General features: G+C 63.6%; 29 protein-coding genes. All 29 read right to left on the bottom strand.

What is annotated here, in order from left to right; all coding sequences use genetic code 11:
* Window positions 1-9: 9 nt before the first annotated feature.
* The 29 genes from OEL83_04870 to OEL83_04730 all read right to left on the bottom strand — a co-directional run bounded on the left by OEL83_04870 (window position 10) and on the right by OEL83_04730 (window position 22,550).
* Entirely contained in the window at window positions 10-543 is a 534-nt protein-coding gene (locus tag OEL83_04870; GenBank protein ID MDK9706362.1) for a hypothetical protein, read from the bottom strand.
* Between the two features lie 12 nt (window positions 544-555).
* Window positions 556-1,017: a hypothetical protein gene (locus tag OEL83_04865; GenBank protein MDK9706361.1), complete on the bottom strand. Its 462-nt coding sequence runs from the start codon at window positions 1,015-1,017 to the stop codon at window positions 556-558.
* Window positions 1,004-1,135, bottom strand: a complete 132-nt coding sequence (locus tag OEL83_04860) for a hypothetical protein (GenBank protein MDK9706360.1) — start codon at window positions 1,133-1,135, stop codon at window positions 1,004-1,006. The genes OEL83_04865 and OEL83_04860 overlap by 14 nt, the downstream gene beginning before the upstream one ends.
* A 4-nt stretch (window positions 1,136-1,139) precedes the next feature.
* On the bottom strand, window positions 1,140-2,129 hold the full coding sequence (locus OEL83_04855; protein MDK9706359.1) for a hypothetical protein: 990 nt from the start codon (window positions 2,127-2,129) through the stop codon (window positions 1,140-1,142).
* Between the two features lie 10 nt (window positions 2,130-2,139).
* Window positions 2,140-2,733, bottom strand: coding sequence for a hypothetical protein (locus OEL83_04850; protein MDK9706358.1), 594 nt, complete (start codon window positions 2,731-2,733; stop codon window positions 2,140-2,142).
* A gap of 10 nt (window positions 2,734-2,743) precedes the next feature.
* The gene (locus OEL83_04845; protein MDK9706357.1) at window positions 2,744-4,318 is read right to left on the bottom strand and encodes a phage tail protein; all 1,575 of its coding nucleotides are present in this window, start codon (window positions 4,316-4,318) and stop codon (window positions 2,744-2,746) included.
* Window positions 4,318-5,727 (bottom strand): baseplate J/gp47 family protein, encoded by a 1,410-nt coding sequence (locus OEL83_04840; protein ID MDK9706356.1) that lies wholly within the window; start codon window positions 5,725-5,727, stop codon window positions 4,318-4,320. Before OEL83_04840 ends, OEL83_04845 begins: the two co-directional genes overlap by 1 nt.
* A gap of 99 nt (window positions 5,728-5,826) precedes the next feature.
* Window positions 5,827-6,744, bottom strand: coding sequence for a GPW/gp25 family protein (locus OEL83_04835; protein ID MDK9706355.1), 918 nt, complete (start codon window positions 6,742-6,744; stop codon window positions 5,827-5,829).
* Window positions 6,744-7,634: a hypothetical protein gene (locus tag OEL83_04830; protein MDK9706354.1), complete on the bottom strand. Its 891-nt coding sequence runs from the start codon at window positions 7,632-7,634 to the stop codon at window positions 6,744-6,746. The genes OEL83_04835 and OEL83_04830 overlap by 1 nt, the downstream gene beginning before the upstream one ends.
* Window positions 7,635-7,646: 12 nt before the next feature.
* Window positions 7,647-8,657 carry a hypothetical protein gene (locus OEL83_04825; protein MDK9706353.1) on the bottom strand — a complete coding sequence of 337 codons (1,011 nt, stop codon included), beginning with the start codon at window positions 8,655-8,657 and terminating at the stop codon, window positions 7,647-7,649.
* On the bottom strand, window positions 8,654-8,962 hold the full coding sequence (locus tag OEL83_04820) for a hypothetical protein (protein MDK9706352.1): 309 nt from the start codon (window positions 8,960-8,962) through the stop codon (window positions 8,654-8,656). The genes OEL83_04825 and OEL83_04820 overlap by 4 nt, the downstream gene beginning before the upstream one ends.
* 10 nt (window positions 8,963-8,972) lie before the next feature.
* Window positions 8,973-9,236, bottom strand: coding sequence for a PAAR domain-containing protein (locus OEL83_04815; protein ID MDK9706351.1), 264 nt, complete (start codon window positions 9,234-9,236; stop codon window positions 8,973-8,975).
* Window positions 9,233-9,607, bottom strand: a complete 375-nt coding sequence (locus OEL83_04810; GenBank protein MDK9706350.1) for a hypothetical protein — start codon at window positions 9,605-9,607, stop codon at window positions 9,233-9,235. Before OEL83_04810 ends, OEL83_04815 begins: the two co-directional genes overlap by 4 nt.
* Window positions 9,608-9,619: 12 nt before the next feature.
* Window positions 9,620-10,669, bottom strand: coding sequence for a phage baseplate assembly protein V (locus tag OEL83_04805; GenBank protein ID MDK9706349.1), 1,050 nt, complete (start codon window positions 10,667-10,669; stop codon window positions 9,620-9,622).
* The gene (locus OEL83_04800) at window positions 10,662-11,081 is read right to left on the bottom strand and encodes a DUF1353 domain-containing protein (protein MDK9706348.1); all 420 of its coding nucleotides are present in this window, start codon (window positions 11,079-11,081) and stop codon (window positions 10,662-10,664) included. The genes OEL83_04805 and OEL83_04800 overlap by 8 nt, the downstream gene beginning before the upstream one ends.
* The gene (locus OEL83_04795; GenBank protein ID MDK9706347.1) at window positions 11,078-11,452 is read right to left on the bottom strand and encodes a D-Ala-D-Ala carboxypeptidase family metallohydrolase; all 375 of its coding nucleotides are present in this window, start codon (window positions 11,450-11,452) and stop codon (window positions 11,078-11,080) included. The genes OEL83_04800 and OEL83_04795 overlap by 4 nt, the downstream gene beginning before the upstream one ends.
* Window positions 11,445-12,728 carry a hypothetical protein gene (locus OEL83_04790; protein MDK9706346.1) on the bottom strand — a complete coding sequence of 428 codons (1,284 nt, stop codon included), beginning with the start codon at window positions 12,726-12,728 and terminating at the stop codon, window positions 11,445-11,447. Before OEL83_04790 ends, OEL83_04795 begins: the two co-directional genes overlap by 8 nt.
* A 66-nt stretch (window positions 12,729-12,794) precedes the next feature.
* Window positions 12,795-13,085, bottom strand: a complete 291-nt coding sequence (locus OEL83_04785) for a hypothetical protein (protein MDK9706345.1) — start codon at window positions 13,083-13,085, stop codon at window positions 12,795-12,797.
* On the bottom strand, window positions 13,082-13,552 hold the full coding sequence (locus OEL83_04780; protein ID MDK9706344.1) for a hypothetical protein: 471 nt from the start codon (window positions 13,550-13,552) through the stop codon (window positions 13,082-13,084). The genes OEL83_04785 and OEL83_04780 overlap by 4 nt, the downstream gene beginning before the upstream one ends.
* Window positions 13,553-13,559: 7 nt before the next feature.
* Entirely contained in the window at window positions 13,560-17,195 is a 3,636-nt protein-coding gene (locus tag OEL83_04775; protein MDK9706343.1) for a phage tail tape measure protein, read from the bottom strand.
* A 143-nt stretch (window positions 17,196-17,338) separates the two neighbouring features.
* Window positions 17,339-18,016: a hypothetical protein gene (locus tag OEL83_04770; protein MDK9706342.1), complete on the bottom strand. Its 678-nt coding sequence runs from the start codon at window positions 18,014-18,016 to the stop codon at window positions 17,339-17,341.
* A 15-nt stretch (window positions 18,017-18,031) separates the two neighbouring features.
* Complete coding sequence (locus OEL83_04765; protein MDK9706341.1) at window positions 18,032-18,493, bottom strand: phage tail protein; 462 nt, start codon at window positions 18,491-18,493, stop codon at window positions 18,032-18,034.
* Window positions 18,494-18,508: 15 nt separating this feature from the next.
* Window positions 18,509-20,038, bottom strand: a complete 1,530-nt coding sequence (locus tag OEL83_04760; protein MDK9706340.1) for a phage tail sheath subtilisin-like domain-containing protein — start codon at window positions 20,036-20,038, stop codon at window positions 18,509-18,511.
* A 2-nt stretch (window positions 20,039-20,040) separates the two neighbouring features.
* Window positions 20,041-20,298 (bottom strand): hypothetical protein, encoded by a 258-nt coding sequence (locus OEL83_04755; protein MDK9706339.1) that lies wholly within the window; start codon window positions 20,296-20,298, stop codon window positions 20,041-20,043.
* Between the two features lie 12 nt (window positions 20,299-20,310).
* Window positions 20,311-20,859, bottom strand: a complete 549-nt coding sequence (locus OEL83_04750) for a hypothetical protein (GenBank protein ID MDK9706338.1) — start codon at window positions 20,857-20,859, stop codon at window positions 20,311-20,313.
* A gap of 59 nt (window positions 20,860-20,918) precedes the next feature.
* The gene (locus OEL83_04745) at window positions 20,919-21,404 is read right to left on the bottom strand and encodes a hypothetical protein (GenBank protein ID MDK9706337.1); all 486 of its coding nucleotides are present in this window, start codon (window positions 21,402-21,404) and stop codon (window positions 20,919-20,921) included.
* Window positions 21,394-21,753, bottom strand: coding sequence for a hypothetical protein (locus OEL83_04740; GenBank protein MDK9706336.1), 360 nt, complete (start codon window positions 21,751-21,753; stop codon window positions 21,394-21,396). Before OEL83_04740 ends, OEL83_04745 begins: the two co-directional genes overlap by 11 nt.
* Window positions 21,740-22,204: a hypothetical protein gene (locus OEL83_04735; GenBank protein ID MDK9706335.1), complete on the bottom strand. Its 465-nt coding sequence runs from the start codon at window positions 22,202-22,204 to the stop codon at window positions 21,740-21,742. The genes OEL83_04740 and OEL83_04735 overlap by 14 nt, the downstream gene beginning before the upstream one ends.
* Window positions 22,191-22,550, bottom strand: coding sequence for a hypothetical protein (locus OEL83_04730; protein ID MDK9706334.1), 360 nt, complete (start codon window positions 22,548-22,550; stop codon window positions 22,191-22,193). The genes OEL83_04735 and OEL83_04730 overlap by 14 nt, the downstream gene beginning before the upstream one ends.
* Between the last annotated feature and the right edge of the window lie 5 nt (window positions 22,551-22,555).

Raw genomic sequence — 22,555 nt, 5'->3', positions numbered from 1 at the left:
ATCCTCCAGTTAGATCTTGATGATCCCGACCAGCTCCACGCGGGTGTCGGAAATCTTGTTGAAGTCGGGAATGTTCTTCACCTCGTACAGGTAGCCCGGGTGCAGCACCTCGCCGGTCGGGTTGGTGTCCTGATGGAACACGCCGCCCATGGCGAGATCCCCGGTGACGCTTTCCACGTACTGCACGTCGCCGCCGAAGAAGCCGTATTCGCGGATGGTGATGCCGTTGGCCTCGGCCTCGTCGAAGCGAAAGAAGATGCCGATGGTGTTGGTCTCCTCGCCGGTTTCCAGGTAGCGCACGCCGTTGACCAGGAGCGCCCCTTCGGCGTCCTCCTTGAGGAAGGTCCGCTTGTAGTAGCGCTTGCGGGCGCGTTCGTTTCTGAGTCCGGTCTGGCCGATGTCCGGCGCGGGCGGATTCTGCGGGTCGGTGAAGCTGGCATCCCCGTCGCCGATGGCGCAGTGGGTGATGCCGTCCACGGCCTGGCCGAGGAGGAGTTTGGCCGTCAGTATCCGGCCGGTTTTGACGATGAGTCCCAGTGCCATTGCTGTTCTCCTTTAGGTCTGAATTTCGTGGTCTTGATCGATGAGCACCGCGAACAGGATCTGGCGCGTGTCGGCCAGCAGCCCGGCCGGGATCGCGATGCGCTGAACGGTGTCGGATCGGCTGATGTGTGCGCCGGATGTCCGGACGCTGGTGTCGATGCTCCGCAGCCAGGGGCGCGTCACCCGCACCGCCGTGTCGGCATCGACGCCCAGACGTCCATGGATGATGAGCCACAGGTCGGTGTTCCGGTTCAGGTGGTTGTTCACGCGAAGCGCGAGGTCGGACCGACGTTCGAGCCGATGGGCGACCCGTACTGCGCTGTCGGCCCGGACCATCACCGTGCGCCTAGCCGGTGCCCCGGAAAACAGCTCGAAGAGCGCTCCGGGTTGCGCCGCGCCGATGGCGAGCAGTTCCGGCCGCCGGATGCCTCTGCGGGTGGTGATGGATGCCAGTTGTCCCTTATGCACGGCCACGGCGAATCCTCCCGCAGAGCTTGAGAGCCTGGCCACGGTTCATGGACAGGAGCGTTTCCGGGCGTCGCTGGCCGGTGATCGTGGTGACGAATTTGAGCTTTCCGCTATGCGTTGCCATGGCGTTACTCCTTCACCGCGCACCAGCCGCCGGTGGTCAGGTTGAACACGCGGTAGCTGTCTGTTCCGATCTGGATGGTGTCTTCAGAGGCGACGTTGCCGCCGCCCACGGCGAAGATCTCGATGAGTTCGCCGCGCAGTTCCTGGTAGGCGGCGGAGCCGGACATCGAGGCGAGCCAGGGAAAGAGGATGGTGGTGCCGTAGCGCATCTCCGGATCGGTTTCGCCCTGGAGCCCGCCATTTGCCGCACCGCAGCGACCCTGCTGACCGGACGCGGAAGTCCAGCCGTCGAACTTGTTCACGGCGTAGAAGGTGCCCGGCGCGTTGTAGTAACTGTTGATGACCGGCTGCGGGTCCTCGCCGATCTTGGCCCCCGAGGCGTAATCCCGAACGAGGGTTTCGACGGTGATGGTGTTTGGCGTGACGGCGGTGTCGATGGCGCTCACTCGTACGCGTTCGATGCCCGCGTCGTCCTTGATCACATAGTCTTGTCCGGGTGTGACTACGGTGGCGTCGTTGACCTGAAGCACCACACCGCTTCCTGCAGTGACCGCCGCCTGTGTGAGCGCGACAGCCCCCGACCAGAACCGTTTCAGCGATCCGCTGTAATGGCCGTAGTAGGTGGAGATGAGCTTGGTCACCACGAAGACGTGGTCGAGATCGGCGAACAGCCAGAAGATGAAGTCGGCGCTGTCCTCCACCCGCAGGTAGGTGTAACTGGTGTGCGACGCCTCGTTGACGCCGGTGTGGGTGGCCGCGTCCCAATACTGGAATGCCGCGACGTGAATCCGCCCGGAGGTGGTGCTGATACGGAACTGCAGATAGACGTCCTCGGCCCCGGATTCCCCGTGCGACTTGAAGACGAAATACGGCTGCGGGTCGGCCGACTGGTCGTCGTGCAGGGTCCAGCCGGTGGTGGTCACCAGGAAGGTCCGCAGTTGATTGAGCAGGTCGAGCCGACCGTGGGCGAGTCCTTGAATGCTGTGGTATGCCATGGCGGCCTCCTTAGAGAATTGGGTTTTCCGTGCCGGTCAGGCGCAGCTTGATGTCGAGTTTGTTTTGCACCGGCGTGCCCGGGAGCACGGTGCAACGCCGCCAGAAAGACAGCGTCTGCTGGAAGGCCTTGTCACCGAGATTGAGCGGTGCGCCCTGAGTGGCGGTGTCGAGTCCGGCCTGGGTCAGGGCCAGCCGGTACCAGACCGCTTCGTCGGTGCCGGTTTCGTCGATGGGATCGAGCACCAGCCCGGTGTAGTCGTAGCCGGAATAGACGGTCGTCCCAGCGTCGTGCGCGGTCGCAGCGGTGTTGGCCACGCCCCGCTGCACGGTGAGATTGGCGGTGCCGCCGCCGCTTTCGACGAGCATCTGCTCGCCGTCGATGATGATGAGTTCGCCGTCGGCAAAGCGCGGTTCGGCCAGGGCGATGGCGGTCTGCGCCGCATCGATGACCGAAGCGAGGCTCGTCTGCTCGTTGGCGACGTAGAGTTGCCGATCCTTGATGTCGCCGTCGGTGCCGTTGTAGCTCTCGGCCTCGGGGCGGCTGAAATCTCCCTCGGAAATCTGCTGGGTCAGCCCTTCGTCAAGATAGAGATGTATCGCCATGGGTTCTCCTTCAGGTGGGCCACTGGGTGGCGCGATAGTTGTTGGTGGCGGTCTCGAACCCGGCCTGCGTCGGCGCGTGCAGATCCTGCTGACGGAACAGCCAGCGGTAGGAAGGCCGCGACCAGCGGAATCCGGCCTGGTTGAGGCGCATGCGGCTGACGCGCATGGGGCGGGTCCGATCCACGGAAAGGCGCAGGCCGGTGGTATTGAGCGGGCTCGCGCCCAGCTTCATGGTCTCGACCCGATGGCGCTGGAGAGAGCCCGTGTCCACGTAGACTTCAAGCGAGGCCCGTTCGCCGGTCAGATTCGCATTGCTCAGATACCGGGTGTTCAGGGTGTTCGCGTTGAGCCGGAACACAGGCCCTCTCCGCCGCCATCGGTCGATCCGGTCGACGGCCAGGGTGACGTCCGCGTCGCAGCCAGCGGTGGAGGCGAGCAGCAGATTGCTGATGCCGCCCTGGTTGGCGGTGAGGTCGAGACCAGCGTTGAGCCTGGCGCGGCCGAGCTGGAAGCAGAGACGGTGTCGAGATTCCAAGGGCAGGCGCAGGTCGTACTTGGCCTCCGCCCGCTCGACCGGTTCCGCCTGCGTGTCGAAAAAGAAATCCTTCTGCCGGAAGCAGTAGCGCAGCGCGGTCTCGCCATGGGTCAGCGGCTTGCGGTTGAGATGGCTCTCGCCCAGCCCCAAGCCGCTTTCCAGCACATCCCCTTCGAAGTCGCGGCCGGTGTAGATGGGCGTGCAGAAGGAAACCCGGTCATCGCCGATGCGGGTGTACGGGAGCCGCCAGTCGTTGAGGGCCTTGTGGTTCAGGCGCATCCGGTTCTGGCGGCCGTGAAAACGGGAGACCTTCACGGCGGCCCGGTCGATCTCCGGAATCATCTCCGTGGTGCTGGTGAGCTGCAGCAGCTCCCAGGCCCTCTGCTTGTTGGTCAGGTGACGACAGGAACCGAGCGAGGAACGTCCGAGGACGAAGGTTTCGTCGAGAAACGCCAGCACGATCCGGCGCACGGCGTTGGCGTGCCCGAAGTCGAGCATCGCGCCGCCATCGATCCATTCCAGGAGGAACTGGAGCCAGAAACAGCGCGTGCCCGCCGGGTGGTGAAACACCAGGGCGTCGCGCAGCCCCTCGGTCTGGTTGAGGCACAGCACGCGAAACACGCCGAGGCTGAACACCAGCCCGGGCAGCTTGGCGCTGCTGAGTTTTGAGCGGGCATTGAGACGCAGAGCCGAGCGGAAGGTCTCCTGCAGTTCCCCCTGCCAACCGAGCGCGTCAAAGTCGCGTTCGATGGCCGGGATAGTGCCCTTGCGGCGATAGATTTCGACCGCCTCCCGCACGCGGCGGCGCTGGCAGTCTGGCGAACAGGTGCCGTCCACTTCGAGGCCGACCAGTCTCGCCAGCAGCGGCAAGAAGCGTTCGTCGCAATGATCGATGTCGAAGATGGTCGGGAAGTCGTCGATGGCCTGCTTGAGCTCGTCGAGCGTTCCGGCGGGAAGGCTCAGAAAGGTGCGCAGGTCACCGGCCTCGTCGTTGTGCTCGTAAAGCGGCGGCAGCAGGCCGAGCAGATTGTCCTTGAACCAATCCGACATCAACCGGCCCTCCGCAGATCGAGGTTGACACTGCCGAGAACCGGGATTTCGCCGTGGCGCAGCTCGATGTCCTGCTGGGGCGCGTAGAGATGCATGTGGCTGACGCCACGCACGCCATCGATCAGCGCCACCAGGTCGGAGAAGTGAATGGTCTGACCGAAGGAGACTAGGTCAAAGGAAAAGAAATCGGTGAGCGCGGTTTCGATGCGGCTGCGCACGTTTTCCAGCGGTTCACCGGGCCAGATGTAGACCTCGGCGTCGATGGAAACGGGCCGATAGATCGGGTCGAACAGGTTGATCTCGACCGTGATGACCTTGCGGCGTTCGAGAAACTCGGCGAGGTCCCGCTTGAGCAGCGCCGAGGGCATTCCGCCGCCGTTGGGGGCGATGGCCAGTTGAACGTTGTAATAGCGGATGTTCTGACAGGCATTGGTGTCGAGCACCTTGGCCTTGGCGACGCCTGGGTAACCTTCGGCGAGCGCCTGGTAATCCTCCAGGGTGACGGCCTTCCAGAGACTGCGCAGCTCCGCCGGTGCCTGTCGGCGGGCGTGTTCGAGGGCTTCCCGCGAAGCGCCGCCGGTGGCGGGTACCGGGTTGGTGGCGGTCAGGGAGACCTGGCCGCCGTTCAGGTAGACCGGGCTCAGCAGTTGGGTGATCCGGTTCGGACCGAGATTGCCCTGGTCCCCGATGGTCTGCAGATAGCTGACGGCGATGGCGCTTCCCTGAGCGGGTACAGCGCCGCTTTGTCCGTCGCCGAAAATCAGGGTGGAGATGTCGAGGGCGTCCAGGTCGGCCATGAAATGGCGGCTGTCGGCCAGGCTGTCCTGGAAGTGATCGACCTCGCTCCAGGCGTCGTCCCCCACCGTAACGGTGATGGTGCCCTGGGCGATGACGTCGCCGGTCAGGCGGATGCGCTGGAATGGCAGCCCCGTCGAAGTGAAGGTCTCGGTGCGGCGCACGCCTTGCCGGGCCGGGATGTCCACCGAGAGTAGGCCTCGCGGGAGCAGGCCGTCCTCGACCGTCTCGAAATCCGCCTCGCCGTCACTCAGCAAGGCGCGGCAGGCCGTTCCCGCCGGAATGGTCAGATCCTTGCCGAGCGGGGCGGAGAGCCGGAAACGCAGCGTGGTGGTGGAGGCCACCGGCGAATCCAGCCGGTAGCCGATGAGCTTGCAGAGGTTGATGACGTTCTGGCGCTGGCGGGCCGTGGGCAGAAAGGCCTCGGCCGCCTGGCCGTCCAGGTAGTAGGCCAGCATGTCGCCCACGCCGCAGAACAGATCGAGCAGGACGACGCCGAGATCGGAGTGGTTGAAATCGGTCCAGCGGTCGGTGAGCTGCGGGATCTTCGCCAGCAGCTCCTGACGGATCGATTCGTAATCCTTGTTGATGTATCCGATGCTTGCGCGGCCCATGGTCTCTCCGGTTTTCGGCGGTTATGCGAGAGCGCCTGATGCTCTCGCCACGCCGGTTACTTACCGGAAGGGGCCTGGATGTGTCGGAGGCGGGATGCCTCAGAGCGGGCCGCGCAGTTGCCAGACGGGATTGGGCTGCCCGGATGTGTTGTTGAGGTAGTGGGATTCCTTCTTGCCCTCGAAATAGAACAGACCGATGCGGCCCGGCTCCAACGTGGTGATCCGGTGAACGGTGCCAGCGGCGTTGTCTTCCGCCTGGCTCTGGGTGTCGAAGCCTAGACCGCTCGCGGCCAGATAGAGGGCGTGCTCGGCCTGGGGCGCTTCTGTTTCTGGCGCTCCCTCGAACGTCAGGTAATGGCCGTGGTTGTCACCCGGATCGCTGACGATCCACTTGCCGTTGCGGTCCTGAAAGGCTCCCTCGATGTAGGCGACTTCGTATTCCCCGGCTGGCCAGATCAAGGAGTCGTCCGGATCGGGGCTCATCTCGGCCGCGTCGAACCAGAGCAGATTGAACAGCGTGCGCACGTCCGGCGACAGGCGCACGCTGCGCACCGGCGGCGGTTCTGGCTCGGGCTCCGGCTGGGGATAGCTGGGCGCGGGATTGTTCGGGTCTTCTCTGTAGAAGGGATAGACCAGGTTGCCGTCCACCTGGCTCTGGATCACCCGGTAGGCGATATGCACCAGCAGCAGGTTGCCGTCGATGTTCAGCGGCCGGTCGTCGAAGTGTACCTCCGTGATGATCACCCGCTTTTCCCAGCGCTTGATGGCGTCGATCACGTAATGGCGCAGCAGGCCCTTGAGCACCTCGTCGTTCTGTTCGAACACCAGATCCTTCAGCCGGGAGCCGAACTCCGGATTCATGAACCGTTCGCCGATCCGGGTGCCGAGGATCTGCAGGATGCTTTCGCGGATATGCTCGTGCTCCCGCGAGGTGGCGGTCGAGACCTGGGTGCCGCCGGATACCGACTGAAACCGGAACGGGTAACGCAGCCCCTTGCCGAGAAAGTCGTAGCTCATCAGGTACGCTCCTCGCAGTCGAGGCCGCACTGTCCCGAGCAGCCATTTTCCGGTGCGCCGTCGTCGATGGCTTTTCCCTGGAACCGGACCACCAGATCTAGACCGCTCTTGAGTCCCAGATGGATGGTTCCGTCCGCCTCGATCAGCCCGCCGTGGTCGGACTGGCCGCACTGGAATCCTTTGGCTCCGCCGGAGAGCAGACGGACAGCGATGGTTTCGCCGATGCCCTCGATGCGGCCGATGCCGATGATGTCGATAGGTCCGGCTGGATTGATGAGGGTGATGAACCGCTCCCGGTGATCGACGTCGAGACGGATGCCCTCGGGTAGATCCACCGCGAAGCGTTCCGCGCCCATGGCGGTCGGCTCGATCCCGGCGGGCAGTCCGCTGATACCGGCTGCCTCCTGGGTCGCGCTCAGATAGGACTCGACCAGGGTGTAAAGGCGTCCCGGGGCCACCTCTATGGCCGTGCCGGGTCCGGGGGTGATGACCTGCTGTTCCCCGCCGTCGATAACGCAAATTCGCTGGTCGTCCGTGGTCCGCAGGATCATGCCGTCGGGCAAGGTGAAGAGCCGGTTGCCATCCGGCAGATCCCGGGGTTCGGTGCCCGCTGGCAGTTCGACAAAGGGATAGAAATCGGGCTCCGGCTCGATCTGTACCTGCTCCAGGTACTCCTGGGTCCTGGCCTGCTGGGCTTCCAGATAGACCTGGGCCTGGCCGCGCATCACCTCAGAGGCGGCGTGACCGGCCTCCAGCAGCGTGCGGATGCCGGAAAGCTCCTCACGAATGCCTGACAGGTGATCGCAGAGCGCCCGCAGCACATACTGCTGTTCTCCAGAATCGGTCTGTTCGATGGTGGCCTGCAAGTCGGCGGGTTCTTCGGAAATCATGGACAACCTCCATTACATGCCGACATTGGCGGGTTGGGATTGATAGCTCATGGCGTTGACCGGCGTCACTGTTCCGGTCGCGCCGTCGATTTCGAACACGGTCCAGACCGTGCCCGGGGCGTTGGGAACGGTGAAGGTCTGCTCACGGCCATCGCTCAGGAATACTTTCACCGAGGCTCCGGACTGCGCCAGGCCGGTGCTCGGATTGGCGTTGCGGTTGGTGTAGTCGTGGACCGCGTACCGGTAGACACCTGGGATGAGCCGATGGATGGTGATGGTCTCCGGCCCGTAGGAGCTGGTGTCGTCCACGTCCAATTCCGCCGCCTCGTTTTCGATGGTGTGGGAATAGAACACATGGAAGCGACCGCCCGATGGCGTCGGTCCGGTGAGATGGGAATCGAGATCCCTGGGGTTGAGGCCCCACTGCAACACGATGCGGGCGACCTGGCCGTCGAGCTCGGGCGAAAGAACGATCTGGATGTCGCCGGAGGTGTTGGGGTCGGCGTTCACCCAGCCATGCCAGGCGATGTATCCCGGCGCTGTGACCTCCACGTAATAGAATCCCTCGGGCACGGACAGCTCAAACCCGCCATAGGCGTTGGCGAAGGTCTGAAACGCCGCCGGGCCGGTTTCCGAGCGGCGGAATTCGATCAGCGCGTTGCCGACGCCGCTGGTGTTGAGGGCGTTGACCACCGTGCCACCGAGGAAAACCGATGCTCCGCTGGCAAAGTCCGGGTGGTCGGCGAACCAGGACGGATCGCGGACCTCCACCAGAACATGGCGGAGGCTGTCCCGGGCCGAAGACCGCCAAACCATGAGCACGGCGTTGCCGATGGTCCAGCCGCAGCGAATGACGCCATCCTGCCCGATCTCCGCGACCTCCGGATTGCTGGAGGCAAAGACCGGGGCGTCCACGTCGCCGCGCAGGGAGAGCGGAACCCTTTGCTCGAACTCGCCAGCGGAGAGCCGGATGGAGCGAGGCTGAACCTCCCAGTGGCTGAAGGCTGGTGGGGTATCCGTCATGAAGGGACCTCCACCGGTGCGGAGACGCCGCCGCCATAGACCTCGACCTGAACGTGCCGCAGGCTGAGCCGCTCGGGCGAATCCCAGACCAGGATCATGGCTGCCCCGGGAACGAAGCCGCACTCGACATTGCCGTCCTCATCGACACTGGCCACGTCGGGATTGGACGATTCGAACACAGGCGCTTCGGGCAGACCCCGGATCGAAAGCGGAATGCGCTGGACGAATGGGGATCGCGAGACCCGGATCAGTTTCGGGAAGACATCCCAGTATTGCGGTTCCTGCGGCTGTTCGAGATTGTTCATGTCGGCCCCCTCAGTTGTCGATGGTGTCGGGACTACCGGTGACGATGATGGCTCCGCAGGCGGTGATGTCGCCGATGCGGGCGTTGGGCAATCCTTCGGTGATGGTGTCGAAGCTGCCGGTCACAATGGGCGTCACGCCATGCCCAGGGATGGGACAGACGTGCAGATCACCCATGCGGGCCACCGGCATGCCGTTGTCCAGCGTCCGGCTCGCCCCGGTGATGATGACGCCGCCGTGACTGCTGATGTCGCCAAGTCGAGCCTGGGAGCTCATGGGTTCACCTTCAGCAGCAGATGGATCAGAAAGCCGATGAGTCCGCCGATGGTGCTGCCGATGGTCAGCACCAGGCCGACGATCTTCCACATGGTCTCGGTCCCCATCTTGGAGCCGACCCGGGCGTGCAGCCGGTCGATCTCCTCGGCGTGCCGGTGCAGATCGGAATAGATCGAGCGGACCAGCACCTCGACGTTTTCCTTGTCCGATTTCTTCTCGATTTCACGCTCGATCTTCTCGAGACGGTCCTGGATTTCCCGGCGATGGTTTTCGAGGATGCTGCGGAATTCCTCCCGCCAATGCTCGAAGGTCCGGGCCAGCAATTCCTCGCTGGCCGAGAGCCCGGAGGGCGTTGTTGTTCTTTCTCCCATGCGATGCTTCCTTCAGGTGTTGATCAAGACGGTGTTCGTCGAGCGAATGATGATGTTTCCGGCCACCCCATCCATGAACACGAGGCTGCCGGACTTGTCGGTGGCACTGATACTCTCCTGGCCAGGCGCGGCGTTCATGCGCACCACCTGACCGGCCTTGTCGGTGAGCCGGATCTGTTCGGCGGCGGCGGTGGAGTCGACGAGGATTTCCTGAGTGCCGTTGAGCCCCCAGATGTGAACCTTCTCCCGACCCTTGGTGGTATCGATGAGGATCTTCTGCCAGCGGGAGCGGCCCTTGTCGCACGAGAGGATGTGGACCTTCTCCTTGTCCTGCCAGGCTTCGAGGATTACCTGCTGGCGGCAGAGGTCGGTGAGCTGGATGCGGGCGCGGGAGCCGATGATCTGCGAAGCGATGTCGAGCTGGTCGCCTTTCTCGGCGTCCTTCGTGCCTCGGCGCAGGGCGTTGCCGCTCTGTATCTCGGGCTTCACTTTCCCTTCCATGGTGAGGATCTGTCCGGCGCGGTCGATGATCCGCAGCAGCTCGTCGCCGTCGCGGTCATCGGCCAGAATGGTGTGGCCGGTTTCGGTCTTGAGCAGGACCTTCAGGCGAGGACAGTAATACGGCGGATGGCCGTGGTACTTCTTGTGTTCGAGATCGTCGTGCTGGTTGGCCTGATGCTCGACCTTGTCCTCGCAGTCATGACAGAAGGCGTTCGCGCAGGTGCGCTTCGATTCCTCGGGCTGCTCACCGGGATTGCTCTTGGCCAGCCAGACCCCGGTCCAGATCGGATGCTGGACGACGCCGCCCTCGAACTCGGCCCAGACCGAGGCCCCTCCCTCGGGGACCAGGAACATGCCGGTGTCGTCGTTGCCGCCGTAGGGAAAACAGGGCGCGGCCCATTCGGACCAGTTCTCCCGCCCGCTGCCGAGCACGGCGGGGATTTCCAGACGGACCCGGCCGAGGCGTTCGGGGTCGTTGTTATCGCGCACGAAGGCCCGGTACTTGCCGTACCAGCGGTTGCGGTAGCGTTCCTCGGATTGACGGTCGCGGGTTTCAAGCATGCTCCGCCTCCCGCTTTCGACTGGCGTTCCAGGCCAGCCAGCCGCCCAGGCGAACCGCCCAATACATGAGCTGGCGTTTCCACAGAGGCACGCCCAGGGCCGCCATCAGTTCGAGAAAGAGCCGGTCGGCCGCAAGCCGCGAGACCTTGCCGGTGTGGTAGAGGTAGTCGTGAACGACGGCCGCTGGGGAATATCTCCCCCAGGGCGGCACCACACGCCAAAACAGGCGCGGCACCGAGGCGAAGTCGGTCTCGAACCCGGCGGGCACTTCGATGATGCGGCCAGCGCCGGTGCGGACACGGAACGGCTGGGTCAGCCTGGCGGTCACTCCATTGGGCAGGATCTCCACCCGAAGAGGCCCGGACAGTCCCAGCGCGGTGCCGGAAAACAGAGTCTTGGTTTCGGTGCTCATGACCGCCACCTCGCTTTGCCCGACTGGCGCACGTCGAGATGGACCCAGGATGCGTAGACGCCGATGCCGCCCTCGCGGAAGAGTGGAATCTCCTCGGCGATGACCGCCAGTTCCTCGGGCGAAACGCCTGTGGGACAGCTCACGTCGGCCGCCATGCCCAGCGTGTGGAAACTCTGCTCCGCGCCGCCCACCGCCTTGTTGTGGCGGTTGCAGCGAAAGCCGCTGGTGATGGATAGCGGTTTGCCGATGCGGTCGCGCAGCGTCTGCAGGGCGTCGACCAGGTCGGGATGGACCGCAGCCGAATGGCCGCAGCAGTTCGTGCCTTTGCAGGCGAATTCCGAACGGTTGAAATTCTTGCTGAGATCACCCATTGCCGCCTCCTTGTGTGACCGCGCCGGAATCCGCGTCGATGGTCACCATGGCTGGCGGCTCGTTTTGCGGCGTGGGCGGGGCCTCCTTATCGTTGGGTTTGCCCTGGGACTCGGCGGACTTGTCGCCCGCGCCTTTGCCGAGGGCGTTCTTCTTGAGTTTGAGTTCGCAGAGATAGCCTGCGCTGCTGATGCTGTGGCGCACCGAGTGGCAGTAGTAGATGCCGGAAAACTTCCGTCCCACGCCCTTGATCTCGACGTTCTTCTTGGCGCGTAGCTGGGGAATTCCGATGGTGGCCGCGTCCGCCTCGACCTGCCGCAGCTCGGCCTCACGGAATTTGCCTTCGGCGCTGTCCTGGGCGGGTTCCTGGCGCGGCTCTTCGTGAAAGCCCTCGGAACGGTCGAAGCTGGGCACGATCTGCCCCGTCTCCTGTTCCTTGAAGCTGCCTTCGCCGGTGTTGCCGTCGACCAGATAGGTCTGCTTGCCCAGGGCCGTCCGCTCGGGGGTGGTGGCGTTGTTTGCCTTGTGCTCGACCACGTCCTTCTTGCGCGGGTCGACGCCGACCGTCTTGGTCTCGACACCCGCGCCCTTGGCTCCCTGGGATTGGGTGCTGGGGCGGAACGAGCGCAACAGGCCCTTGGTGTCGGTGAAATATTCGAGGGTCAGAAGCGGCGTCTGGTCGAGCTCGCGGGGGTGGAAATGGAGTTCGTCGTCCTGGATGTAGAAGACATAGCCGCTCACACCGTCGCCATCGCGGTCGCGGGCCTTTCCCGCCAACTCCTTGAGGAACTGGGCGTCCGAGATGTTGCTCTGGGTGACGCGGAGATGGGTTCCCTTGGTGGCCGTGACCACCGGGGTGAGGCCATTGGCGGCGGCGACTTGTTCCGCGATTTCCGAATAGAGGATGCCTGGAGCGGGTTTCTGCCAGACTTTTTGGTTCTCCTTGCCCGCCAGTTTGAAGCCCTTGTCGTAGGCCTTGATGCGGATAGTTGGATCGCCGTTTTCCGGGAAGTCGTAATCGATGTCCTTGATGACCGCCTTCTTGCGCGGAGAGAGGTTCCCCACGTAGCCGAAGCGGGCCACGATCTCGTTGCCTTCCTGGAACAGCGGATCGTCGACGAACTGCAGGTTGCGGTCGGTCACCGACAGTTCGAGGACATCCAGCTCCTCCTCGTTGTCGGTGAAGACGAACGAAGTGATCTCCTGGGTGATGTCCTTCGAGAGGTCTTGCCCCTCGATCTGAATCAGAAATGTCGGCTTGAAGGTATCCAGATCCATGCGTTTCTCCGGCGGTTCGCAGTTCCCTGCTTACTTACCGGAAGGCATGGCGAGGTGTCGGACGCTTCAGTCGAGCAGGCGCATCTGGACGTGTTCGCGAGAGGGAATGCGCAGGGCCAGGCCGGGCTCGAGCGCCAACGGGAAAAAGAGGTCGTTGTAGTCGCAGATGATCCACCAGAGCCGGGCGTCACCCAGATAGCGGTGCGCGAGCAGATCCAGACGGTCGCCCTCGACCACGGTGTGCAGGCGGTCGTCGTGTCTGGGAGTAGCGTCGATGCGCTGGCGCATGCCGAGGGAGGTGCCGTCGCTGTCCCGGTAGAGAACGCAGCGGGCGTAGCGGGAATCGCGGCCAATCATGAGCGCACCTCCGACCAGTTGACGGAACGGTCCACATATTCCTCGAGGACGATGTCCACCTCGGCCCGTTGCGGCAGCAGGTTGTCCCGGTCGAACAGGCCGAAAAAACGCGCCTTCACCTGCCGGACGATGCAGGTCACGCCGGGGTAGAGATCGCCAAAGATGAGCAGTACGCGGTGCGGAGCGTTCTTGAGCATGGTTCCGGCGTGTTCCGGATATTGCAGCGAGCGGAGCCAGTCGACCTTCTGTTTCACCGGCCCCTTGAACAGCTCGACCTTGAAGGCGATCCGGCGCGGTTCCCCGGCGACGTACTGGTAGCGCGGATGGCTCATGCCAGGGATCTTAATCGTCGCGTAGTCGGTCGACTTCTCGTCGCTGATGGAGTTGGGGTTGTACTGGAATTCGAGCCGCTCCCCCGTGTCGGCGTCCACCAGATATCCCTTGATGGGCAGTTGATCCCAGGCCATGTTTTCCTCACAGGGTTTCGTAGTTTCTGATCTTCCGCTCCCGAAGATCCTTGTAGACGGCCTCGGCCACCTTCCGGCCATCGATGTTGGTGGTCACGCTCAGTTCCACCGGGCGGTCGGCCAGACCATCGAGGCGCGAGAGCAGCGATTCCAGCAGTTCGCGCAGCCCCGGACCGCTTTCCTCTGCCCGCAGGGGTGTCGCGGGAGCGGTGCGGGCCGGAGCGATCAACCGTTCGGAAGGCACCGTCTCGATGAGTCCGGATTGCAGGGGCTTCGCTATCGGAGTCGGCGCGGCGGTCATGCGCCGCTCGATCCCGGCTGGAGCCAGAGAGGCATCTCCGTTATCCAGTGGCGGTTCCACCGCGAACGGCTGGATATAGCTCTTACTTACCGGCTCGACGGCCGCCGCGACGGTCTGCACGGTGCCGTTCATCGGTTGCGGAGGCGGCGCGGCAGTGGCCATGACCGGCTGGAGCATCAGCATGGCGCTCAGGGCTTTGGGCACCAGGCGCTCGTCCAGACGCGGCACGAGACTCAGCACGTTTTCGATGATGCGTTGCCCAATCGATTCGGCGGGCTGCGCAGCTCCGAGTGTTTGCTTCTGCTCGGCCACCTGCGGAATCGGGGTCTGAACTCCCAGCATGGCGCGAGCGGAGGAGAGCAAACCGTTGGCGATCCCGGCGCTTCTATCCTTGATCGCCTGAATGCCCGCGCTCGCGCCGCTGGAAAGCCTCTGCCAGAGGGTTTGCCCCTCGGCACCGGCATTGGTAAAGATTCGACCGACAGCGCCGGGCACGGCCGACAGCGTGGCAACGATCCGGTCGCGGAGATTGACGGCTCCCGTGGCCAGCGAGTCCCAAGCATTGACCTGGGGCGGTTTGAGCGCCAATACGGGCGTGTCGCCAAATAGGGATTGCTTGAGACCGCCGAAGATGGCACCAGCCTTGGCCGCGACGGTTTGAGCCCCGGAGGTCAACCCATCCCAGAGTTTTCCAGCCATCTGGAAGGGAGCCGAGGCGGCGTCCATGAGGTTTCCGTCCGCCGTCTTGATCTGCTGCCAGGCTCCCGCAGCGGCTGAGAGAATCCCGCGAGCGGCGAAGCCGAACACTTTCGCGGGCAGCGTCTGGGTAAGGCTCATGCCATCGGCGAGGGTCTTGAGCAGCGCGGAGCCGGAGGCGGTCAGGCTGGCGAGCGGTCCCTCGCGGGCATCGGAGAACGGCAGCAGATTGCGCAGCTTGCCCAAAGCGTTCTTGAGCATGGTGAATGGATAGGTCACCGCCGACCAGATCCCTTCGCCCAGGGTGATGAGCAGCTTCTTGCCCGCCTCGAAGAAGGTGGTGTCCCCGGCGAAGAAGGAGCGCACGGTGGCAAACAGATCCCGCAGGGTGCTGATGATCGGCTGATTCAGAATCGCCTGGCCGATCTGTCCGGCGGCGTCAGCCACCAGGCGTCCGATGGAGGTGAAGATCCCGGAAATGAAATTCCAGACACCGACCACCACATCCCGCGCCCAGCGGAACGGGGTGGCAACAAAATCGTAGACCGCGCCGCCGATGGCCTTGAGACCGTCCAGCAGGGAAATGTCGCCGGTCAGCACCTGCCAGACCGCATAGACGATCTTTCCGGCGGCCATAAATGCTTCGCCGATCATGCGCACGGGCAACAGGAACTTGTAGATAAACTTGGCCGCTCCGACCAGGGACCCGACGATGACCTTGCCGACCCAGACCACGCTGCGCACCACCACCGCCAGGGCTCGGACGATGAGCGACAGGTTCCAGGCCACGATCTTCAGCGCGAATGCCAGCCCCTGCAGAAGCACACCGGCGACGGTGCCGATAACCGTGCCGAAGGTACGCCAGGACGAGCCGTCGGTGGCGCTGGCGGCTACGCCGAAGATCTCCACCACCGAAAAGACCGCGCTGGCCAACGCCGCGTAAGCGCTCATCAGGGTGCGGACGGTCGGTTCGAGGATGGCGCGGATGCGGCCAAAGGCATGAGAAAAAGCGCCCCACAATCCGGCCAGGGCTTCGCGAACGCGATAATAGGCCTTGAAGACGGTGACCACGAAGCCCAACAGCCCGGCGGATTCGAGCTTCTGGGCCAGTTCGGCCGACATCTGCCCGACGCCGCCGCTGAGAGAGCCCACCAGCTCCCTGATCCCCTGGAAGACCAGCGAGACCTTGTTCCAGGCCCCGGTGATGATCTCCTGAATGCCGCCGAAGTTGGTTTCCCAGGCGCGTTTGAGCAGATACACCGACAGGATCACGCCCGCGATGATCGCGGTGACGGGCAGAAAATAGGTCGCGACCGCCGAACCCACCCCGGCGAGCGCGGCGCTTATGGCCAAGAACCCGGCCTTGATGGCGGGCAGCATGAGTCCCACCATGCCCACGGCGGCTGTGACGGCTCCGGCCACGACCAAAATGGTGCCGAGGGCCATGGACAGCCCCAGGACCACCCGGGTCACGCCCGGCATCGATTTGGCCATGCGCTGCAGAAACAGAATGACGCGGGAGACGCCGTTGATCACCGGCGTGACCACCGGCAACAAGGTGCGACCCAGGATTTCGCTGAGGTTGGCCATCTGCTGGCGCAGGAGCAGGAACCGGGCTCCGATGTCCTGGTTCATGGCGTCGGCCATCTGTTCGGTGACCGCCGTGCCGGTCTTCATGGCCCGGCCCACCGACTGGATATTGCCTTCGAGGCTCTCCATGCCCGCCGACATCTGCAGCAGGAACTTGACCGCCTCGTCGGAGCCGAAGGCCTTCTTCAGCTTCACCTGGGCGGCGGCGTTGGAGAGATCGGGGAACTGGCGTTTGATCTCCTGCAGGATGGGAACCACGCCCTTGAGACGGCCGCTGGTGTCGGTGAAGGACAGGCCAAGCTCGTCCCCAGCCTCGGCCGCCTTCATGATGAACGCCTTGTACAGCGTGCCCGCCTCGGAGCCGGGCATGGTGGTCTGGAGCTGGCCGAGCACGGCGAGCTGCTCGTTCAGCGGAATGTTGCTCGCGGCCGCCACAGCGCCGATGTTCTTGATGGCGTCGGCCATCTGGGTGCCGTTGGTCTTGAACGAGGCCACGGTCTGCGCCATGGCTCCGGAAAAGGCGGTCGCCCATTCCATGTCGTTCATGTCGGCCATGATGGGCTTGAAGATCCCGTAGGCCGTGGTGAAGGTGCCGACCATCTCCTGGGTGGTGGCCTTGGTCGCCTTAGCGGTCATGGCGGCCATGGAGGTGAAGACGCCCACCGCCTCGTCGCTGAGGTTGGACAGGGCCGATTTCACGTCGTAGGTGGCGGTGATGAACGCGGCCTTGTCGGCACCGGACCACTGGTTGGTGAAGGATTCTGCGGCGTCCTCGATGGCCCGGAGGTCCTGCACGCCAAGGGACGCCAGCTCGCCCAGGGCCTTCTGGGTCGCGGCGGTGGAGGCGACCAGGGCGGCGGGCACCGCCATCAGGGCCAGTCCCGCCCCCAGCATCATGGTCCCTTGCTGGATGCGGTCCAGGTTGCGGGTCATCCGCTCGCTGGCATCCGCCACGGTGGAATCGAGGTCCATCATGGAACCACGGATGCGCTGCGCGTTCTGCGAGAACGCATCCTTCATCGATACCACTATGCCCAGTCCGAGATCGCCGTTCATCTATCGCCGTTCCGTTTGCTCACGTTCAAAATCAAGCTGCCGCTCGAGGGCCTCGACGAACTGACGCCGGACCCTGAGCGGCAGCGAGCGGGTTTCCGACCAGCCCCAGTGCAGTCCGCCGTAAGCGAGAAAGAATGCGTCGCTTACAAGCGAACTCCGGGGAACAAAAAAGCCGGTTCTGCCTCCAGACGGGTGCGGATCTTGGTGCCGCAGCCATCGCATTCGGTTTCGACCGAGGTGTCGATTCCCGCGTCGACCCGCGACATCTCCTGTCGCAGCGCGTTGCGGTCACGCATCGACATTTCCGCCAGGCTCTTCTTGGAGGGAGCCTTGCCGTCGATGTCGAGGATACGGATGAGCATGGCCGAGCTGATGTTGGGCTCGCGCAGGCTGGCCAAACGCTTTTCCTTGTGGCCGTCGAGATATCCGAAGCGCACGGTTCTTTTCGAGCCGGGCAGCATGAAAGCGAACTCGCGCTCCTCGCCGTAGGGGGTAACCTTGAGATCCTCGAGATTGACGGTCACGAAGTTGGTCATGCGGCAGGCGCTGTTCGGGCAGCTCAGCTCCAGTTCAACCTCGTCACCGAGGGAAATCTGGCGCAGGCGGACCAGGGCGAACAACCGGTCACCCGAGAGCAGGTTCATCACCTCGGAAAGATCGGGGTCGGTCTTCTCGCCCAGCCGGACGAAACAGTTGCGGAGCACCTGGTTGATCGCCTCTCCGGAACGGATCAGGCGCTGGTTGGTAAGCAGTTCTTCCTCGGCCCCGGTCATTTCCCGAAGCTCGAGTTCAGTGCCGCTTGGCAGTTCAAAGCTGTACATGGTCGATCCTCCGGTTTAGGTCCAGTATTGGAAGCAGATGGTGAGCTTCTCGATGGTGTTCTCGGTGTTGCCGCCCTCGAGCTCGTCGTATTCGAGCGCCTTCACCCAGGCCCCGTGCAGGGTCCAGCGGCGGGTCTCGTTGCCGGTGCGGTCGTAGCGGACAACGTCGATGTCGCGCATGTAGTCGGCCGGAAGACCGCCGGTGACGGCGTTCACGTCCACCTGTTTCTTGATCCATTCGCGTGCCGCCTCGTCGGAGCCGTCCTGCAGGTTGCCTTTCTCGAGGGTGATGTCCTCGAACTTGACCCGCCCCGCCACCTTTTGGTCGAACATCGAACCGGCCGGGGCAAAGGCCACTTCCTCGAATTCGGTTTTGGGCTCCTGTCCCTTGTGGAACAGGGCCACGTCGAAGCCGTTTACCTCGATGGCGAACTGCCAGTTCTGGTAAAGGCTCTTGGGCATATTTCCGCTTCTCATAGCCGTGTTCTCCCGTTAGATGATTTCTTTGAAGTCCGCGCCGGTGCTGGTCAGGATGAAGTTCAGCTCGATGAACTCCGCCGTCTTGGTCGGCTTGACGAACACGCGGGCCACCATTTCGTTGCGGTCGATGACCGCCGGGGTATTGGTCTCCTCGTCGCACTGGAAGGCGAAGTCGTAGAGGCCGCCCTTGTCCTTGATGTCCTGCAGGAAGGGGTTGATCAGGCGGCCGAGGGCACGCCAGGTCTGGGGATGGTTCGGCTCGAACACCACGAAGCGGGAGGATTCCGAGATGGCTTCCTCCATGTACATCATCAGACGGCGCACGTTGATGCGGTCCACGGCCGAGGGCTGGCTCTGCAGCGTTTTCTGGCCCCAGATGTTGATGCCGGTGTCGGGGAACACGGCGATGACATTGACCCCTTCCGGATAGAGCACATCGCGCTCGCCACGGCTGGTCTTGTAGGCCAGGGAGAGCGTGTTGAAGATGCGGCCACGGTCGATACCGGCGGGCGCGTTCCAGACGTTGGTCTTCTGGTCGCTGCGGGCGATGCAGCCCGCCACCGCGCCGCAGGGCGGCACCAGCTTCTTGCGCGAGTTGACCGGATCGCTGATCTCCAGCCAGGGGTAGTAGAGCGCCGCATAGGAGGAGTTGAAGGCCGCGTGGCTGTACATCCCTTGTCCCTTGCGGAAGTCGACCGCTTCGAGCGGCTCCAGATACATGGGCGTGTCGGCGATGAACAGCAGATCCTTGCGCCCTTCGGCATAGGCGATTCCGGCGTTGATCACCGGCACCGTGGTGACGCCGGGAACCATCAGCAGGTTCAGGGCGTCGATCTCGTCAAAGCCATAGAGGCCGGTATGCTGCGAGGGATCGCCGATGAAATCGACATCGGCCAGGTCGGTCAGCCCGTTGTCACCGCCGGTGAGTGTGAACACGCCCAATGCCGGACGGTCGCCGGGCGTTCCCGACACGGCTGCCAGATCCTGGACCAGGATGAAATCCGAACGGTCGTTGATCGCCAGCTCCACATGGTTGGGCAGCGTCTCGTCCATGCTCAGATCCTTGAACACCTCGATCACATCGCCTTTGTGCCGGACCACCAGATTGAAATGGTTGGCCGGATCGAGAGAGCCGTCCTCGATGGAGATGGAGAGTCGGTCGCCCCAGACGCCTTCGTTCACGGCCTCGATCCGCAGGGTGTCGGCGGGCGTCGCTTCCCGGTTCTGCAGCACGACGGATGACTTCAGCGCCGTCAGGGTGTCCCGGTCGGTGGGGTCGGTGAGATGGGCGATGCGGGTGACATAGAGGACCGATCCGCCGTTGTCGAAAAACGCCCGGGCGGCGTAGGCCAAATAGCTCTCGTTGATGTAGGAGCCGAAACGGTTGATGAACTGCTCCCAGCTCGTCACCAGCACGGGCTTGTTGATCGCGCCTTTCTCGGCCACTCCGACCATGGCGGCCGACGAGGTCGAGATCTGCTTCACATAGAAACTGAAGTCCGTTTCTCGGGTGTAAATCCCGGGCGATAGATAGGTCGGCATGGTTATTTCCTCCGCTTGCTGGTGGTCTTGGCCTCATCGTTTCCGGCGTCCTCGGTCGCCGTGGGCTTTTCCGGCTCCGGTTCCGCGCCGCCGGTCAGGTCGGTGATGCGCACCAGGCCGCGTTTTCCGGCGGTCTTGATCTCGGCGGAGAGGTCTTTACGGGCGATGCTCTTGCGTTCTCGCGGTCCGAGATGGAGGGTTCCCTGGCCGGAGAGGTTGAACGTCAGGGGTTGGAACTGCAGGTTTCTGATCTCGATCACGGTTGTTCTCCTTTACGGTTGAATGGTTCGTTGCTCTGTCACGTCGCCGTGAAACTGGAAGGTCCGGTCCCGGATCAGCCGACCGTCGCGCAGGTCGCCGTCGTACACCGGGCAGGATTCGATGCGGATGCGTCCGGAGCTCTGCCGGAGATTGGAGAGGTTCACCCGGGCCAGACCGCCCAGAGGAACCAGTTCGGTGAGGTTCAGGCTGCCCTGGTCGGCGATGGCGATCTCCGGGTAAAGCTGAAGGAACCGCGATACCGACTCGTGAAACCCGAGCAGTTCGGCCTCCCGGTCCACGGTCACCACCAGGTCGAAATCGAGGTGATAGAGCCTGGGAAATCGGCACTCCTCGAAACTCAGCTCCGCGACATTCTTCTCGAACAGGCGGCTCTGGCTGCGGCGGAAGCGGTCTTCCGTCAGCTTCGGTCCCTGGAGGATGACGCTGGGGGTACGCTGGACCTCGAACAGGTCATCCGGGAACACCAGCACGGTGTCCGGGTGGATGGCCTGTTTGGCCAGGCGGATCAGGATTTCTGTGACGGTCTGTATCGTGCTCAAAGGACGCCTCCGTTTTCTGCCTGGTTACTTACCGGAAGCGCTGGCGATGTGTCGGAGGCTCAAAGCGCGGAGCGGATCGCCTCGCGATAGTTCTGGAGGATCTGCTCGCGGTACTTATCCATCACCGGATGCAGAAAGGGTCTGGCGGGGATGATGATGGTCGCGCCGTTCGGATGTTTGATGGTGGCCCCGTACTCCATGACGGCACCGATGTTCACCATGTCTTCCCCGTCCTTGTTGACGGTGCCACGCAGTAGGCCGACGAACGCCTTGTCGGCCATGATTTTTTGGGTGATGGCGTTGACGAGAAAGCCGGTGTCGATGAGCGCCTTGCTGGAACCTTTGCGCTCGATGGTGCTTTCGGCGAGTTTCACGAAAGCCTGTCCTCCCGGGGCCTGGGAGCGAATCCCCCGCTGGATCTCGCGCACCAGAAAAAGGGCGTTGCGGATCGTGGCCTGACGCAGGGCCGTGGCCAGGCGCGGCCCCATGCCGGTGGTCAGCTTGGCGCGGGCCTTGTCCCAGTCACCGGTCCGCCTAACGCCCATTGAGCTTCACCAGTTGCAGGTTCTTGTGAGTGACGGTGCCGAAGAAGTGTTCTTCTTCCACACTCTGTATGCGATAGGTTTCCCTGTCGGTGGCCAGGCGGTCTTCACCCCGGACATCGGCATCCGGAAGGACACAGGCGAGCGCGTCGATCTTGCCGCTCAGCTCCTCCGGCGGGGTTTCGTTCAGTTCGAGGGGGATGACGGAGATTTCCGTGTATTCGGCATCGTCGGTGCCGTAGAGCCGCTCGCCGGGAACCACGCGCAGGATGCGTGCGGTCTGGCCCGAGGAGAGGATCAGCCGGGCGACGTCGGTCACGGCTTCGGCGCGTTCCCGGTCATTCAACAACATCGAGATCGATCCCTTGTTCGTAGATGACCGGAGTGAGGCCGCTCGGGGTCAGGATGTAGGCTTCCTGGTCGAGCTGGGTGGCCGGACGCAACTCGGTGAGCCGCTGGCGGTAGTCGGCGAGCAGATCGGCCTCGAGCTTGGCCCAGTGGCCGGGCTGTCCGGTTTTGTCCACTCTCTTGTCGCCGCTGGAAAACGAGAAGGCGTTGGCGGTGGCCGAACGCATGACCTGGCAGGCGTGGATCTGCGCCATGATCACCAGGAGCTCGCGGACCTCGCCGGTGGGATCGGGGGTGATCTCTCCGACCGTGATCGTCAGCGATTGGTCGAGGTCACGGCCGACCCGGAAAACGGCTTTCCGGACGCATCTCTCCAGAGTCAGGTCCTCGAAGAGAGATGCGCCCGGATCGGACAGGTCGAGCCGCAGGTCGGCGATCAGGTCACTCAGCAGCACCTTGCAGGCCCTCCAGACGGCTCTTGAGCGCGTCGATCACCGTGCGGCGTTTTTCGGTTTCCATGTAGCCCTTGAGGGTCTCCGGATTGGCCTCCTCGTTGACCTTGGAAATCGCGTCGGTGGCGGAGAGCTTGCTCAGGTCCACCGGTTCCGCGTCCTGGTCTGGCTCTGGAGGGGCGAGCGGTTCCTGCTTCGGTTTGTCGGCCATGGCCAGGCGGCCGTTCTTGAGCGCCGCCTGGATCTGCTTGGTGAGGCGTTCCACCTCGACTACCTGGCCGGGCTTGAGTTTCAGCCCGGCGTCGGGGATCACCAGAACGCCGGGACGGATATTCTTGATTCGATTCATCTCAC

Source organism: Desulforhopalus sp. (assembly GCA_030247675.1).
Taxonomy (GTDB): domain Bacteria; phylum Desulfobacterota; class Desulfobulbia; order Desulfobulbales; family Desulfocapsaceae; genus Desulforhopalus_A.
The sequence above is the reverse complement of the archived record's forward strand: the minus strand, read 5'-3'. Positions and strand labels throughout refer to the sequence as shown.